Source organism: Alteromonas sp. KC3 (genome assembly GCF_016756315.1).
Classification (GTDB): domain Bacteria; phylum Pseudomonadota; class Gammaproteobacteria; order Enterobacterales; family Alteromonadaceae; genus Alteromonas.
The window spans coordinates 802,330-816,635 of sequence record NZ_AP024235.1 but is presented as its reverse complement, the minus strand read 5'-3'; the positions used below and the strand labels follow the sequence as shown (position 1 = coordinate 816,635).

Sequence of the window (14,306 nt, the reverse complement as noted above, 5' to 3'; positions counted from 1 at the left end):
ACACCAATTCAAATAGCACTTTTAAGGCAAATGTTCCGTTGCTAGGTAATCGTGTGATTGCATCTCTTTTAAACGGCTTAAACAGCGTCTAAATTCGAAATTCAACAGTCCTTCTGTGTACAACTTTTCCAACGCAACTTCTGCAGAAATAATCAGCTTTACATTGCGCTCGTAAAACTCATCAACCATTGCAATAAAGCGCCGTGCCACATCATCGTTGTGCTGCCCCATCTCTTTTACATTGGCTAGCAGCACAGAATGATAGCAGCGGCTAAGCTCTATATAATCACTTTGACTGCGCGGGCCGCCGCAAAGATCGCTAAAATCAATCATAAGCACACCATCGGCATTGCGCAGCGTTTTGATCTTCCGGTTATTCACATCTATCTCTTCACCTGACGTACCTTCTTCCGGTGCCAGTTGAGCAAAATAGCAATGCAGGTTTTCTGTTGCTTTGTCATCCAGTGGGAAGTGATAAATTTCTGCTTGTTCGAGGGTACGAAGCCGATAATCAATACCGCTGTCGACATTCACAACACGCGTGTTTTGGTTGAGCAGGTCAATGGCAGGTAAAAACCGGGCGCGTTGTAAACCATTCTTATACAGGTCATCTGGTACAATATTTGACGTGGCCACAAGCACAATACCGTGACCGAAGAGCTCTTCCATCAAGGTACCTAAAATCATCGCATCGGTAATATCAGACACGAAAAACTCATCGAAACAGATAACTCTCGCCTCTTTCGCAAGCTTTGCAGCAACCAGCTTCAGCGGATCTTGTGCGTTTTTCAGCTGCTTAAGTTCATCGTGAATACGATACATAAAGCGGTGAAAGTGAACGCGCATTTTCTTTTCAAACGGCAGACAATCGTAAAAGGTATCAACTAGGTAAGTTTTTCCGCGACCCACGCCGCCGTAAAAATAGATACCCTGAATACCAGGTTTAGCATGGCCCTTTCCGAACGCCGCTTTTAACTTCACCCGCCATGTCGTTTTCTTTTCTGGCTGGGTTAACTCATCGTACAAGCGCTGCAACTCTTTAACCGCGTTTTCTTGCGCTGCATCATAATGAAAGTCAGACGACTGTAAATCTAGCTGATATTTTTCCCATGGCGTCATCGCCGAAACCACTCCGTACAAAAGTCAATAGCGGTACTTGCTGCACCGACCTGCTTGAATTTCTCAATTATGACCTTAATTTTACTGGAAATCACGGTAGAATCGCACCTTGAAAATAGACATACACTGTTATCATTACAATAAATGTCAGTATGTATGCGCTTTTCGGGTTCGACCTTGCTATATTCAAAGTGTGGTCGAAAGCAGCGTTCTTGCCGTAATAGTTAGGTCAGCTGCAGATGTTGATTGATTCGGAGAATATAATGGAATTGTTAGTATCTCTTGCTTTATTAGTAGTTGGCCTAATTATTGGCTTTTTTGTAGGTCGCTTTTTTCAGCAAAAGCAAGGTGCAGGTAACACCGCACAAACTGAGAAGCAGGTGAAAGAAATTCTTGCACAGCAGGCGCAACACCATATTCATCAGACCCGTCAAAGCTTGGAAAGCATTGAAAACCAGTGCGACGTGCTTAAACAACAAATTGAAGAATATGAACTGTTGCTAGCGCAAGGCAGCGATGAAGAAGATAGCAAGGTTCCTTTTTACGGGGAACAAGCAACGACTTACTTACGAAATAATCTTAAGAAGTCTGATAAAGCTCGCGTGAAACGCGTATCTGATACGCAACCGAAAGACTTTGCAAATTCTGGTTCAGGGTTATTCGTCGGACGTTCTGAGCAGAATAACGCAGAAAAACAGTAACATCGGGAACTTTTCACAGGCCTCAGACTCTTTTAGTGAAACCATGCTATGTCGCATATAACATGAAGGAGTGTAAGCGAACATGAAAATGTCTTTCCGCCATTGTCTATTGGCGTCTGCCGTTGTTGTTAGTTCATTAGGCTTTACTGCTAGCACACAGGCGGCGTTACCGTTTTTCTCTGACAGCAAGGACGAAGTCCCCTCTCTCGCCCCTATGCTAGAAGAAGCGACGCCTGCTGTAGTCAGTATCGCTGTCGAAGGAACCCAAACCTCAAGACAGCGTGTGCCTGAAATGTTCCGCTATTTCTTTGGTGCGCCTCAAGAGCAAGTGCAAGAGCGCCCATTTAGAGGATTAGGCTCAGGTGTCATTATCGACGCCGACAAAGGTTATGTTGTTACTAATAATCACGTTGTAGATAACGCTGACGAAATCACTGTTAAGCTTACTGATGGCCGTGAATTCAAGGCCAAAAAGCTTGGTGCTGACGAACAGAGCGACATTGCCTTGCTTAAAATCGAACCTGATGACTTAAAAGCATTGCCACTTGCTGACTCTGATAAGTTACGCGTAGGTGATTTTGTGGTGGCGATTGGTAACCCCTTTGGTCTATCACAAACTGTCACCTCAGGTATTGTTAGCGCATTAGGCCGCTCTGGTTTGAGTATCGGCGGTTACGAAGACTTTATTCAAACTGACGCCGCTATTAACCGAGGAAACTCTGGTGGTGCATTGGTAAATCTACGCGGTGAATTGGTTGGGATAAACACCGCCATATTTGGTCCTAACGGCGGTAACGTGGGAATTGGTTTTGCCATTCCTGCTAACATGATGAAAAGCTTGGCCGACCAAATCGCAGAATATGGTGAAGTTCGCCGCGGTCTTTTAGGTATTTTGGGCAACGACATTGATGCTGGTCTTGCAGAAGCAATGAATGCCGAGGTCAATATCGGTGCGTTTGTGAGTGAAGTACAGCCTGACTCAGCTGCTGAGAAAGGTGGTCTTCAAGCAGGTGACATCATCACCGCTATTAACGGTAGACAGTTAAATAGCTTCCAAGAGCTACGCGCGAAAATTGCTAGTATGGGCGCAGGCGCTGAAGTAGAACTGACCGTTATGCGCAAGGGTAAGAAAATGACCGTTGATGTTGTCCTTGATGATGCAACAGATACAACGGTAACCGCTGCACAAATCCATCCTGCGTTAGAAGGTGCAACCTTAACAAATGGCGAAGATAATGCGGGTAATACTGGTGTAGTCGTGTCTGAAGTAGAACGCGGTGCCCCTGCAGCACGAATAGGTCTACAAGAGAACGATGTGATCATCGGTGTTAACCGAGTACGCACATCAAGTGTTGCTGAATTTAGGAATGCGTTAGACGAAGCCAAAGGCGTAATTGCACTTAACGTGAAGCGTGGAAATTCCACACTCTACTTGGTAATTCGTCAATAGTTTCCCACCAGAAACCGTTAACGAAGATAAAAAAACAGCGCCAAAATGTGGCGCTGTTTTTTTATACCATTCCATACACAGTAAACGGCAAATGCTTACCACAAAATTTGTGCATCATTACGGTAGTTTATTAAATAAAGTGATATCCTCTTATCAATAGTGTAGAGATACTCTACAAAAACTAACAATGTTGCACTTCGCGATTGTGGTGTCGTACTGCTAGCATACAAGTACGAATCGAGTAGATGTGACAAACAACAAGAAAGTGTATTTGTGATTGGCCGTTCAACCTTAAACTTCATACTTAAATCAATCTTCCTTGGCATCACTGTAGCGGTGCTTTTGTTGCTCTTTTTACCAGATTTGCGGCAAGGCAACGGCCTGGCCACCAGCTGGTTTGCAACACCGTCTGTAAGTGCAAATCGAGAAAGTTACTTTGGTGCATTAAGTCGCTCTGCGCCTGCGGTGGTGAATATATACAGTGTCAGTATCGAAAACGACACTGGCTTGTTTAGAAACCAGCCTCGTGAGCGAACAAGTTTGGGGTCCGGTGTAATTATGACCGAAAATGGTTATATATTGACTTGCCACCATGTCGTTCAAGATGCTGATAGCATATACGTAGCGGTTCAAGATGGGCGTGTGCTTGAAGCTCAAATTGTGGGTACCGATCCTCTCACCGATTTGGCGGTGCTAAAAGTCACTGCTGATAACCTACATATTATTCCACAGGTTTCGGAACCAGATACTCACGTGGGCGACGTGGTTATGGCTATAGGCAACCCTTTTGATCTTGGCCAGACCATTACTCAGGGTATCGTCAGCCGTGCTGGTCGTAATGGGCTGTCTAACTACGTCGACTTTATTCAGACAGATGCGGTACTTAACCAAGGCAATTCAGGCGGCGCCTTGGTTGACAGTAACGGTATTTTACTCGGTATCACTAATGCGAATTTTCAAGTACGTGACTCGCGCAATCGCGTTCGAAATGTAGATGGTATTAACTTCGCTGTACCTTACGAACTCGCTAAGCGAGTGATGGACGAAATTATTAGCAATGGGCGTGTTATTCGAGGTCAACTTGGTTTTATAGGCAGTGAGAATCGCAACAGGCCAGGTATTGATGTAACGGCTGTCGCCAAAGGTAGTCCGGCCGATTTGGCGGGGCTTCAACCTGGCGATATCATTGTGGCGATTGATGGTGTACAGCTTGAGAGCGCATCGAAAACCCTTGATATGATTGCAGAAACCACGCCGGGAACAGAACTAGACATTGAAATAAGTCGCGATGGACGCTCATTGTCAATAAAGGCTACCGTTGCCGAGTTAAGAACAAATCAGTAACGGCAATAGTACGCAGCACGTAAGCAAGTATAAAAAAGCGCCCGATGGGCGCTTTTTACTTGTTGGCTCTTTGCTCGTTAATTCACTAAGAATTAACGTAAATTAAGCTGTTTTGGAACGCTTTTATTCTTTTACGCGTTGAATATTAGCTCCTAGCGCACCAAGCTTTTCTTCAATGGCTTCATACCCTCTATCTAAATGATAGATTCGATTTACGTGGGTTTCACCTTCTGCAATAAGTCCAGCAATAACCAAACTAGCAGATGCTCGCAGGTCTGTTGCCATTACAGGCGCGCCTTTCAGTTTTGAGCTTCCTTTTGAAACCGCAGAGTTTGCCTCTAGCGCAATTTCAGCGCCCATACGTTGCAACTCAGGCACATGCATAAAGCGATTTTCGAAAATAGTTTCGGTGATAACACCCGTACCCTCAGCAACACAATTAAGGGTCACAAACTGAGCTTGCATGTCAGTGGGAAACGCTGGGTGTGGCGCTGTTTTTACGCGCACAGCCTTGGGCTTGTTTCCTTGCATATCAAGCTCAATCCAGTCATCACCAGTGGTAATTTTTGCACCGGCTTGCTCAAGCTTGTCGAGCACGGCATCAAGAGTATCAGGCGCTGCATGGGTGCATCGAATTTTACCGCCCGTTGCGGCAGCCGCAACAAGAAACGTCCCCGTCTCAATACGGTCAGGTAACACAGCATAATCACAGCCAGACAGTGTTTCTACACCTTCAACCGTAATTTTATCACTACCGGCGCCGCTGATCTTTGCACCCATTTGAATTAAGCAATTTGCCAAATCTACAATTTCAGGCTCACGTGCTGCGTTCTCTAGTACAGTAGTACCATCAGCAAGCGCTGCAGCCATCAGTAGATTCTCGGTGGCTCCCACGCTTACCATATCCATGAATATGCGTGCGCCTTTTAACCTACCATCAACTTCAGCGCGAATATAACCTTCATCAACTTCAATCTTGGCGCCCATTTTTTCTAGGCCGGTAAGATGCAGATTCACCGGTCGCGCGCCAATTGCACAGCCGCCAGGTAATGACACATTTGCCTTACCTTGTTTTGCTAGTAGCGGACCTAGCACAAGAATAGAAGCTCGCATGGTGCGAACAAGATCATAAGATGCTGTTACACTCTCTAGCGTACTTGCGTCAATTAAGATGTCATTCGGCGCTGGTTGAGCAACCTCCACGCCCAGCTCTCTTAGCAAAGCCATCGTGGTATTTATATCGCGCAGACGCGGTACGTTTGTGTATCGACAAGGAGAGTCTGTTAACAGGCTTGTCATCAACAATGGAAGGGCAGCATTTTTCGCGCCGGAGATTCGCACCGTACCTTCTAATGCCGGGCTCTTCTTTATAACTAGTTTATCCACGTATACAGCCTATTATTGAGGGATATTGAACTGGCGCTCACGCTCCCAGTCTTTAACTGAAAACGTCTTAATCGTAATTGCATGCATGCTGCCATCAGCTATTTTATCTGCAAGTGGTGCATACACGGCTTGCTGACGCTTAACGCGGCTCATGTCGTTAAACACGTCACTTACAGCGATAATATTATAATGCGACCCCTCGCCTTTCACGTGAACTTCGTGAAGGTCTAAGGCGTCCTTCAAAATTTTTTCGATTTCAGACAATTCCATAACTTACTTCTTATATTCGCTAATGTGGGCTCTATTCTACTGGCAAAAAGCTATCTGCGTCGCTAATTTTTGCAAGCTTGTGCAGCTTCTCAGGCATTTTGAGAAGGGTCATGCTAACACCGTTTTGACCTGCATCCCTAACCGCATTAATTAGCCATGCTAGGCCAGCACTATCCGCGCGCTCTACATCGCTAAGGTCAATTCGACACGCACCACTATTGATTAATTGCTCCCGCTCTTTGCTACTCAAGCATTCCCAAAAGTTTTTGGACAGCGTGTCACGGTCAAGGTGACCGTGAACAACAATATTGCCTTTGTCGTTTACCTCAAAAAGGCTCACTCAGACTCTCCCTCAGCTTCGCCTGAAATCTCAACCGCTTCGCCTTGATTAAGTTCTACTGGCTGGCCAATCTTGTCACGCATAAGTGCAATAACTGAGTCGATACCATCTTGACGTAAGATAGATTCAAATTCACTACGCTTGCTATTTAGTAGGCTAATGCCCTCTGCAACCATGTCATACGCTTTCCATTCATTTGTCTTGCTGTCTTTGCGTACTTTGAAAGCAATTTTGATTTCTGGACGATCTGGATCCTGTACTACGGCGCGCACTGTTACTGATTTCTTGTCATCAAAGCTCGACTCTGGTTCAAACACAACAGTTTGATTGTCGTAGTATCCCATTGCAATAGCGTACGTAGTAATTAGGTATTGGCGAAAAACACTGATGTATTCACCCATCTTTTCCTGTGGTACTGACTTAAAGTGCTTACCCAAAACCATAAACGCGGCAAACTTATAATCAATATGCGGTACAAGCTCTTCTTCCATAATGGTACGCAGCATTTCTGGATCAGCTTTAATTGCTTCTTGGTTTGCCTTAATACGCTCAAACGTTCTATTTGCAACGTCTTGAACGAGTGCATACGGGTTCTGCTCATTCACTTCCTGTGCGCTAACCGACCCTACTACTGACATCATCAATATGCCAATTGCTACCATTAACTTTTTCAAAGTAACTCTCCTAAAACAATCTCACTTATGCAGACCCGTTAATACACTGTTTAGTTTCAACGAACCGCATCAAATCTTTATATCTATGCGTTTATTTACGCTACTAGTCTTCGTCACTACCGCGATTAAATAAGAATTGGCCAATCAAATCCTCTAATACCAATGCTGACTTAGTATCTTGGAGGTAATCACCATCTTGTAAATTCGCCACACCATCGAAAGAGAAACCAGGCTGAAACCCAACATATTGCTCTCCAAGAAGACCTGACGTCAAAATGGATACCGAACTGGTTTCTGGAAAACCGTTGTATTCTTTAAGAATCGATAGCTCAACAACTGGCGTGAAGTCTTCCTGATCTAAGGTAATCGAAGATACTCGCCCTACAGTAACGCCACCAACCTTGACGGCAGAACGGGGCTTCAGCCCACCAATGTTGTCAAATTTTGCATATAGCGTGTAGGAATCGCCTTCTGTCGCAACCGTTTGGTTAGCCACTTTTAGCGCCAACAACAACAGTGCGCCGATTGTCAGCATGACAAACACACCAACCATGACTTCCGTTTTATACTTGTTCATTCCGATCCCCTACTCGATACCAAACATAAGGGCGGTAAGTACGAAATCCAGCCCTAATACTGCTAATGATGAATACACTACTGTTTCAGTAGTGGCTTTGCTGATCCCTTCCGATGTTGGAATAGAATCGTACCCTTTAAATATGGCAATCCAGGTCACAACCAAGGCAAAAACGAGGCTTTTTATTACACCGTTCACTACATCTTGGTTCCAATCTACTGTGGACTGCATAATTGACCAATAACTTCCTGCATCAACGCCTAACCAGTCAACGCCCACTAAGTGCCCGCCTAGTATGCCAATTGCGCTAAAAATGATTGCAAGCATTGGCATAGCTAGCATACCTGCCCAAAAGCGCGGAGCAACAATGCGGCGTAGTGGATCGACAGCCATCATTTCTAGGCTACTTAACTGTTCGGTCGCTTTCATTAGTCCTATTTCAGCAGTTAATGCTGAACCCGCTCGCCCTGCAAAAAGTAGTGCAGTAACAACAGGCCCGAGCTCTCTTAATAACGAGAGCGCTACCATGGGACCCAAGCTACCTTCTGCACCGTAATCCACCAAGATAGTGTAGCCTTGAAGCGCCATTACCATGCCAATAAAAAGTCCTGACACCATTATGATAAGCAATGATTGAACACCAACCACGTAAAGTTGCCTGATAATCAGCGGGATATTTTTAATACGAGGTACGGCGATTAACGCACCAAATAGCATAATGGCGGCACGGCCAATTGCCGTAATTTTACCTATGGTGTTTGCACCGACGGATTGTAAGAAACTCATTTACCCGCCCCCAGAAAGCTCGTTTTCAGATCAGATGCCGGATAATGAAATGGGACAGGGCCATCAGCTTTTCCTTTCAGAAACTGCTGTACTAACTCGCTATCACTTTCTCTAATTTGTTGTGCACTTCCTTCACCAATTACCCGCTTATCAGCAAGAATATAAATGTAATCGGCAATGGTTAATACTTCCGTGACATCATGGGTTACCACTATGCTGGTAAGATTTAATGCGTCGTTCAGTTCACGTATGAGTTTAACAAGAACCCCCATTGAAATAGGGTCCTGACCTGCAAAGGGCTCATCATACATAATTAAATCAGGGTCAAGAGCGATTGCTCTGGCCAAGGCTGCGCGTCTCGCCATACCGCCTGACAATTCACTTGGCATCAACTTCGCTGCCCCACGTAAACCTACAGCCTGTAGCTTTAAAGCGACAATAGTAGCAATCACATCTTCTGAAAGTTGGGTGTGCTCACGCAGCGGGAAGGCCACGTTGTCAAACACACTCATGTCAGTAAAGAGCGCGCCACTTTGAAATAACATGCTCATTCTGCGTCGGGTCTGATATAGCGACTTCCTCGACATAGAGACAATGGAGTCCCCGTCGAACTTCACATCACCTTCATCAGGTGTTAACTGCCCGCCAATAAGGCGCAGCAGTGTGGTTTTACCAATACCACTGGGGCCCATTACCGCAGTAATTTTTCCCTTGGGCACTTTAAGCGAAATGCCATCGTAAATAATACGATCGGCACGCTTAAAGGTAAGGTTGTCTATTTCAACTAAATGATCCATAGCGTGTTTAATGTCGACCCTTGACCTAATGAAGCCGCCAGTATTTACATCGGCGGGCTTTATAAAAATTTATTTAACATCGAGAACATTCAAGTTCTATGCCTTCGATTACTTTCACAGTAAAGTTTACCGGGCAGTGTAATCTAGTGACATTCTACGCTTTTTCAAGGGCGTCGCCAAAGTCAAAAAGTTACAAGTTATGTTCGATGAATACGAATGATTAAGCCTGTCAGCCCAATCGCTGTGTTAGTTGTCTTATTCGAAAAGCCCTATAACACTTATCGGGGCACTAAAATGGTAGAGTATTTTTTATTAACTGAAACTGAACGAGCTCATCGTAACGCCTGATTTTACAGTAAATTTCGCTAAAATCTGGTCGCTTGTCGTGTGTTAAAGGCAATGCAACATGTTTATAGAGTGTGGTAACACCCAAAACAGAAACTTTATCGCTACAATAAAATAAAATGCACTTCCCATATGCAAATGGCACTGTTTTTGCGACAATCTAGCGAAATACTTTTTATTACAGGTTGTTGTGCTTTTAAACATCGTAATTTTCATCGTAGGACTAGTGATTTTAAGTTGGAGTGCCGATCGCTTTGTATACGGTGCATCTGCACTGGCGAAAAACATCGGAATATCGCCGATGATGATAGGTCTCACTATTGTGGCGATGGGATCATCAGCCCCTGAAATCGTCGTATCAGCGATTGCCTCAGCAAACGGAAACATGAACACTGCGGTAGGTAACGCATTAGGGTCTAACATCACCAACGTCGCATTAGTGTTGGGTATCACCGCGTTAGTTAAACCTCTTATCGTTTCCTCAACAACGCTTAAACGTGAACTCCCGGCGTTACTCATCATCTCACTTATCGCAATAGGCTTTATGTTTGATGGTGAATTAAAGTCCTACGAAGGCATTATTTTGCTAGGTCTTTTTATTTTCGTATTAGCGATGATGGCGTGGCTCTCGCTTCAAGTTGATAAAGAAGACCCTCTCGTTGCCGAAACTGCCGATGAAATCCCTAAAGATGTGTCGAACACGTCTGCGCTTATTTGGATTGGTGTTGGTCTTGTTATTTTGCCTTTAAGTGCCCATTTCTTAGTAAATTCCGCTGTAGAAATCGCGCGTTATCTTGGTATTTCTGATTTGGTTATTGGATTAACAATTATCGCACTTGGAACAAGCTTACCCGAACTTGCAGCCAGCATTGCCGGCGTGCTTAAAGGTGAGGATGATTTAGCATTGGGTAACATTATCGGCTCAAATATTTTCAACCTACTCGCCGTGTTGGGTATGCCAGGTCTAATAGCACCAGGGCTACTCGACCCTGATGTTTATAATCGCGACATGTACGTCATGCTTGGCTTGACCTTGCTACTATTCCTGTTTAGTTTCGATCTGATTGGCAAACGCACTATTTCTAGGCCTAACGGATTTTTATTGCTTGCCTGTTTTATCGGCTATCAATTCTGGCTGTTTGGATAATCATGAATAACGAATTACAAAACACCTACATTGCCTCTGCAAAACGCGTTATCGATATTGAAGCTAGCGCTATCGAAAATCTTGCCAGTCGCTTAAATGAAGATTTTGAGAAAGCGTGTGACATTCTGTTTTCCTGTACGGGTAAAGTCGTTGTTTCGGGAATGGGAAAATCCGGTCATATTGGCAATAAGATTGCTGCAACACTTGCCAGCACAGGTACCCCCTCTTTTTTCATGCACCCTGGCGAAGCAAACCATGGTGATCTAGGCATGTTGAGTAAGGGCGATGTATTGCTCGCAATCTCCAATTCGGGAGAGACGAGCGAAATTGTTAACTTGCTGCCCGTTGTGAAACGCTTAGGAATACGAGTTGTCGCCATGACAAACAGTGCACAAAGCTCGCTAGGCCAATACGCTGATATCGTGCTTGATATTAGCGTCGAGCAAGAGGCTTGCTCACTAGGCTTAGCGCCAACCTCAAGTACAACAGCAACATTAGTTATGGGGGATGCACTCGCAGTTGCATTGTTAGATAAGAAAGGGTTCACATCTGACGACTTTGCATTGTCACACCCAGGTGGAAGCTTGGGCCGTAAGCTACTGCTTAAAGTAGGCGACATAATGCTCTCGGGTAGTGATATTCCGCTAACAAAGTCAGATGCAACCGTTGCCGAAGCACTCCTTGAAATTTCTAAAAAAGGATTAGGAATGACAGGCATTATTGATAGTGCCGGAATTTTGCTTGGCGTATTTACAGACGGAGACTTGCGTCGTATTTTAGATGCGCGGGTTGATTTACATAGCGCCCAAGTTATTGACGTTATGACACGAGGCGGGAAAACAACCACTCAAGAAGAGCTAGCGGTTGAAGCATTAAACCTAATGGAAAGCCATAAAATTAGTGCATTGATGGTGGTTGACAACGATCGCAAACCCATCGGCGCCTTCAACATGCATATGCTATTAAAAGCGGGGGTGCTGTAAATGACGACAACGTTATATACCGAATTAGATGACACGCTCTTTAAGCGTCTTGCAGATATTAAACTGCTGGTATGTGATGTAGATGGTGTTTTTTCTGATGGGCGCATTTATCTGGGCAATGATGGTGAAGAGCTCAAAGCATTTCACACCCGAGATGGCTACGGCGTAAAGGCCTTAGTGAGTCATGGCGTTAACGTAGCAGTAATTACGGGGCGTCGCTCTACCATTGTGGAAAACCGCATGAAGGCGCTTAACGTAGCGCATATCATTCAAGGCGAAGAAAATAAGTCTGCCGCACTACAAGCCCTAATGACTGAATTGTCATTGCGCCCCGATAATGTTGCCACTGTTGGCGACGACATGCCTGACACAGGTATGTTTGCCCATGCAAGTGTAAAAATTGCAGTTTCAGATGCCCACCCTTTTGTCGCTAAACAAGCCAACTGGAAAACTACGCTCCCAGGTGGATTTGGAGCTGTGCGCGAGATTTCTGACACAATCCTGCAAGCCAAAGGGGTTGAACAAGGTATTTTTGGAGCGAGTGTATGAGCCAATTTGGCTTCAATCGGCTGGGACTGAGCATTTCTGCGCTATTTATATTGGCGCTACTAATGTATTTACCCACGTGGATGGAAGAGCCGCCAGAAGTAAGAAATAGCGGCGAACTTGATGCATTAAAACCCGCGTATAAGGCAAAAAATCTTACTACGACTCTTTATAATCAAGACGGACAGCTCAACCATAAGGTGTTTGCTGAATCGATGGAGCACTACGATCAACTTGGCTTTGTATTGTTCCGTGCGCCACGCTACACACTTTATACTGATAACGCTACGTCACCGTGGGTCGTTACCGCTGTGGAAGGTACATTGTACAACAACGAGCTGATTCAGCTTGAAAATAACGTACAGATAGAGAACCAAACTACAGATGACTTTGTCAAAACCATTACGACACAATACATTCAGATTAATTTAGACAACAAGCAGATGACATCTGATCAACCAGTAGAGATACTGGGGTCGCAATATGTCATTCAAAGCAATGGGTTTAATGCAAACTTACGCACCCAAGAATATGAGCTTATCGATCATGTACAAACCACTTATTCCCCTAGCAACTAGCTTAATTTTAGCGTTGGCTAGTGGTTCCGTTTTCGCTAGTGAAGATGACTTTTCTAAGCCAATAAAAGTCGACGCTAAGTCACAATTTGTTGATGGAAAAAATAAAACATCGTTGTTCAAAGATGATGTTCTAATTACTCAAGGCTCGCTTGTGATTAATGCCGACGAAGTTGAAGTTATCGCGACAGCGGGCGAAGGCAGAGAAGTGTTTGTCGCACGCGGTAACCCTGCGAGCTATACACAAGAGCTTGAAGATGGAACGCCAGTATCCGCTAAGGCGAATGAAATTCGCTACGAAGTGATTAATCGGGTGATATCGCTTACAGGGAAGGCTGAACTAAAACAAGACACCAGTATGGTAAAAGGTGACAGTATTACCTTTGATATGATTACCGAGCAACTGCTTGCAACCGGTGGCGATGACGACAACGGTGAAGGGAGAGTGACAACTGTTTTCACTCCTGAAGCGATTCGCAAGACGAATGCTAAGGACAACGAACAAGATAACGAGGGCAACCAATAGCAATGGCTACTTTGAGCGCAAGAAACCTTGCTAAGGCGTATAAATCACGCCAGGTTGTCCGAGATGTCAGCCTCAGTGTATCGACAGGTCAAATTGTAGGGCTGTTAGGCCCAAATGGTGCTGGTAAGACCACAACATTTTATATGATTGTTGGGCTTGTTCCCCTTGATAAGGGCGCCATTGAAATTGACGACAACGAGTTAACACATCAGCCCATGCATGAGCGTGCACGCCGCGGAATTGGCTATCTCCCGCAGGAAGCATCTATATTTAGAAAGCTCACTGTGCATGAAAATATCATGGCAATTTTACAAACCCGTAAAGATTTGAATTCACAACAGCAAGAAGAAGAAGCCGATGCGCTACTTGATGAATTTAATATTAACCATATACGTAATAGTACGGGGATGAGTTTGTCAGGGGGAGAACGCCGCCGAGTGGAAATTGCGCGCGCCCTTGCAGCTAAACCACAATTTATTTTATTGGATGAACCTTTTGCTGGTGTTGATCCAATATCAGTAAATGATATAAAGAAGATTATTCAACATCTTCGAGATAGGGGTATCGGTATCCTTATCACTGACCACAACGTACGAGAAACATTGGATGTTTGTGAAAAAGCGTACATTGTGAGTCATGGCGAGCTTATTGCGCAAGGAACTGCGGAACAGGTTTTAAGTAATCAAAAAGTAAGGGATGTATACCTAGGCGAACAATTCAGGCTATAGTTAGTGTAACCG

At 44.6% G+C, this 14,306-nt stretch carries 17 protein-coding genes; 9 read left to right on the top strand and 8 right to left on the bottom strand.

All coding sequences use genetic code 11. The annotated features are described in order from the left end of the window. Nucleotides 1-21 precede the first annotated feature (21 nt). Complete coding sequence (zapE, locus tag JN178_RS03655) at nt 22-1,119, bottom strand: cell division protein ZapE (protein WP_202263759.1); 1,098 nt, start codon at nt 1,117-1,119, stop codon at nt 22-24. A 263-nt stretch (nt 1,120-1,382) separates the two neighbouring features. Here zapE and JN178_RS03650 point away from each other — a divergent pair, with 263 nt between their 5' ends. From JN178_RS03650 to JN178_RS03640, 3 genes are all read left to right on the top strand, one after another. Continuing rightward, on the top strand, nt 1,383-1,820 hold the full coding sequence (locus JN178_RS03650; RefSeq protein WP_159623910.1) for a ZapG family protein: 438 nt from the start codon (nt 1,383-1,385) through the stop codon (nt 1,818-1,820). A gap of 88 nt (nt 1,821-1,908) precedes the next feature. Further along, complete coding sequence (locus JN178_RS03645) at nt 1,909-3,270, top strand: DegQ family serine endoprotease (RefSeq protein WP_202265892.1); 1,362 nt, start codon at nt 1,909-1,911, stop codon at nt 3,268-3,270. Between the two features lie 273 nt (nt 3,271-3,543). Then, complete coding sequence (locus JN178_RS03640; RefSeq protein ID WP_202263757.1) at nt 3,544-4,614, top strand: trypsin-like peptidase domain-containing protein; 1,071 nt, start codon at nt 3,544-3,546, stop codon at nt 4,612-4,614. A gap of 123 nt (nt 4,615-4,737) precedes the next feature. On the opposite strand, the gene murA is transcribed toward JN178_RS03640, so the two are convergent. From murA to mlaF, 7 genes are all read right to left on the bottom strand, one after another. Then, nucleotides 4,738-6,000: a UDP-N-acetylglucosamine 1-carboxyvinyltransferase gene (gene murA, locus JN178_RS03635; RefSeq protein ID WP_159623912.1), complete on the bottom strand. Its 1,263-nt coding sequence runs from the start codon at nt 5,998-6,000 to the stop codon at nt 4,738-4,740. Nucleotides 6,001-6,012: 12 nt separating this feature from the next. Beyond that, a complete protein-coding gene (locus tag JN178_RS03630) occupies nt 6,013-6,270 on the bottom strand; it encodes a BolA family protein (RefSeq protein WP_159623913.1) in 258 nt (85 codons plus the stop codon). 31 nt (nt 6,271-6,301) lie between these two features. Next, nucleotides 6,302-6,610, bottom strand: a complete 309-nt coding sequence (locus JN178_RS03625) for an STAS domain-containing protein (protein ID WP_159623914.1) — start codon at nt 6,608-6,610, stop codon at nt 6,302-6,304. After that, nucleotides 6,607-7,284, bottom strand: coding sequence for an MlaC/ttg2D family ABC transporter substrate-binding protein (locus tag JN178_RS03620; RefSeq protein WP_159623915.1), 678 nt, complete (start codon nt 7,282-7,284; stop codon nt 6,607-6,609). The genes JN178_RS03625 and JN178_RS03620 overlap by 4 nt, the downstream gene beginning before the upstream one ends. Before the next feature lie 103 nt (nt 7,285-7,387). Continuing rightward, nucleotides 7,388-7,861 carry an outer membrane lipid asymmetry maintenance protein MlaD gene (mlaD, locus tag JN178_RS03615; RefSeq protein ID WP_159623916.1) on the bottom strand — a complete coding sequence of 158 codons (474 nt, stop codon included), beginning with the start codon at nt 7,859-7,861 and terminating at the stop codon, nt 7,388-7,390. 9 nt (nt 7,862-7,870) lie between these two features. Then, the gene (gene mlaE / locus JN178_RS03610) at nt 7,871-8,647 is read right to left on the bottom strand and encodes a lipid asymmetry maintenance ABC transporter permease subunit MlaE (RefSeq protein ID WP_159623917.1); all 777 of its coding nucleotides are present in this window, start codon (nt 8,645-8,647) and stop codon (nt 7,871-7,873) included. After that, a complete protein-coding gene (gene mlaF / locus JN178_RS03605) occupies nt 8,644-9,444 on the bottom strand; it encodes a phospholipid ABC transporter ATP-binding protein MlaF (RefSeq protein WP_202263754.1) in 801 nt (266 codons plus the stop codon). The genes mlaE and mlaF overlap by 4 nt, the downstream gene beginning before the upstream one ends. Before the next feature lie 535 nt (nt 9,445-9,979). On the opposite strand from mlaF, the gene JN178_RS03600 reads away from it, so the two are divergent. From JN178_RS03600 to lptB, 6 genes are read left to right on the top strand one after another with little or no spacing between them, the layout of a single operon-like run. Further along, nucleotides 9,980-10,936: a calcium/sodium antiporter gene (locus JN178_RS03600; protein WP_202263752.1), complete on the top strand. Its 957-nt coding sequence runs from the start codon at nt 9,980-9,982 to the stop codon at nt 10,934-10,936. A 2-nt stretch (nt 10,937-10,938) separates the two neighbouring features. Next, entirely contained in the window at nt 10,939-11,919 is a 981-nt protein-coding gene (locus JN178_RS03595; RefSeq protein ID WP_202263742.1) for a KpsF/GutQ family sugar-phosphate isomerase, read from the top strand. Further along, complete coding sequence (gene kdsC, locus JN178_RS03590; RefSeq protein WP_202263740.1) at nt 11,920-12,468, top strand: 3-deoxy-manno-octulosonate-8-phosphatase KdsC; 549 nt, start codon at nt 11,920-11,922, stop codon at nt 12,466-12,468. Next, a complete protein-coding gene (gene lptC, locus JN178_RS03585) occupies nt 12,465-13,043 on the top strand; it encodes an LPS export ABC transporter periplasmic protein LptC (RefSeq protein ID WP_202263738.1) in 579 nt (192 codons plus the stop codon). Before kdsC ends, lptC begins: the two co-directional genes overlap by 4 nt. Next, nucleotides 13,012-13,566 (top strand): lipopolysaccharide transport periplasmic protein LptA, encoded by a 555-nt coding sequence (lptA, locus tag JN178_RS03580; protein ID WP_202263736.1) that lies wholly within the window; start codon nt 13,012-13,014, stop codon nt 13,564-13,566. The genes lptC and lptA overlap by 32 nt, the downstream gene beginning before the upstream one ends. Nucleotides 13,567-13,568: 2 nt before the next feature. Continuing rightward, on the top strand, nt 13,569-14,294 hold the full coding sequence (gene lptB, locus JN178_RS03575) for an LPS export ABC transporter ATP-binding protein (RefSeq protein WP_159623924.1): 726 nt from the start codon (nt 13,569-13,571) through the stop codon (nt 14,292-14,294). Nucleotides 14,295-14,306 lie beyond the last annotated feature (12 nt).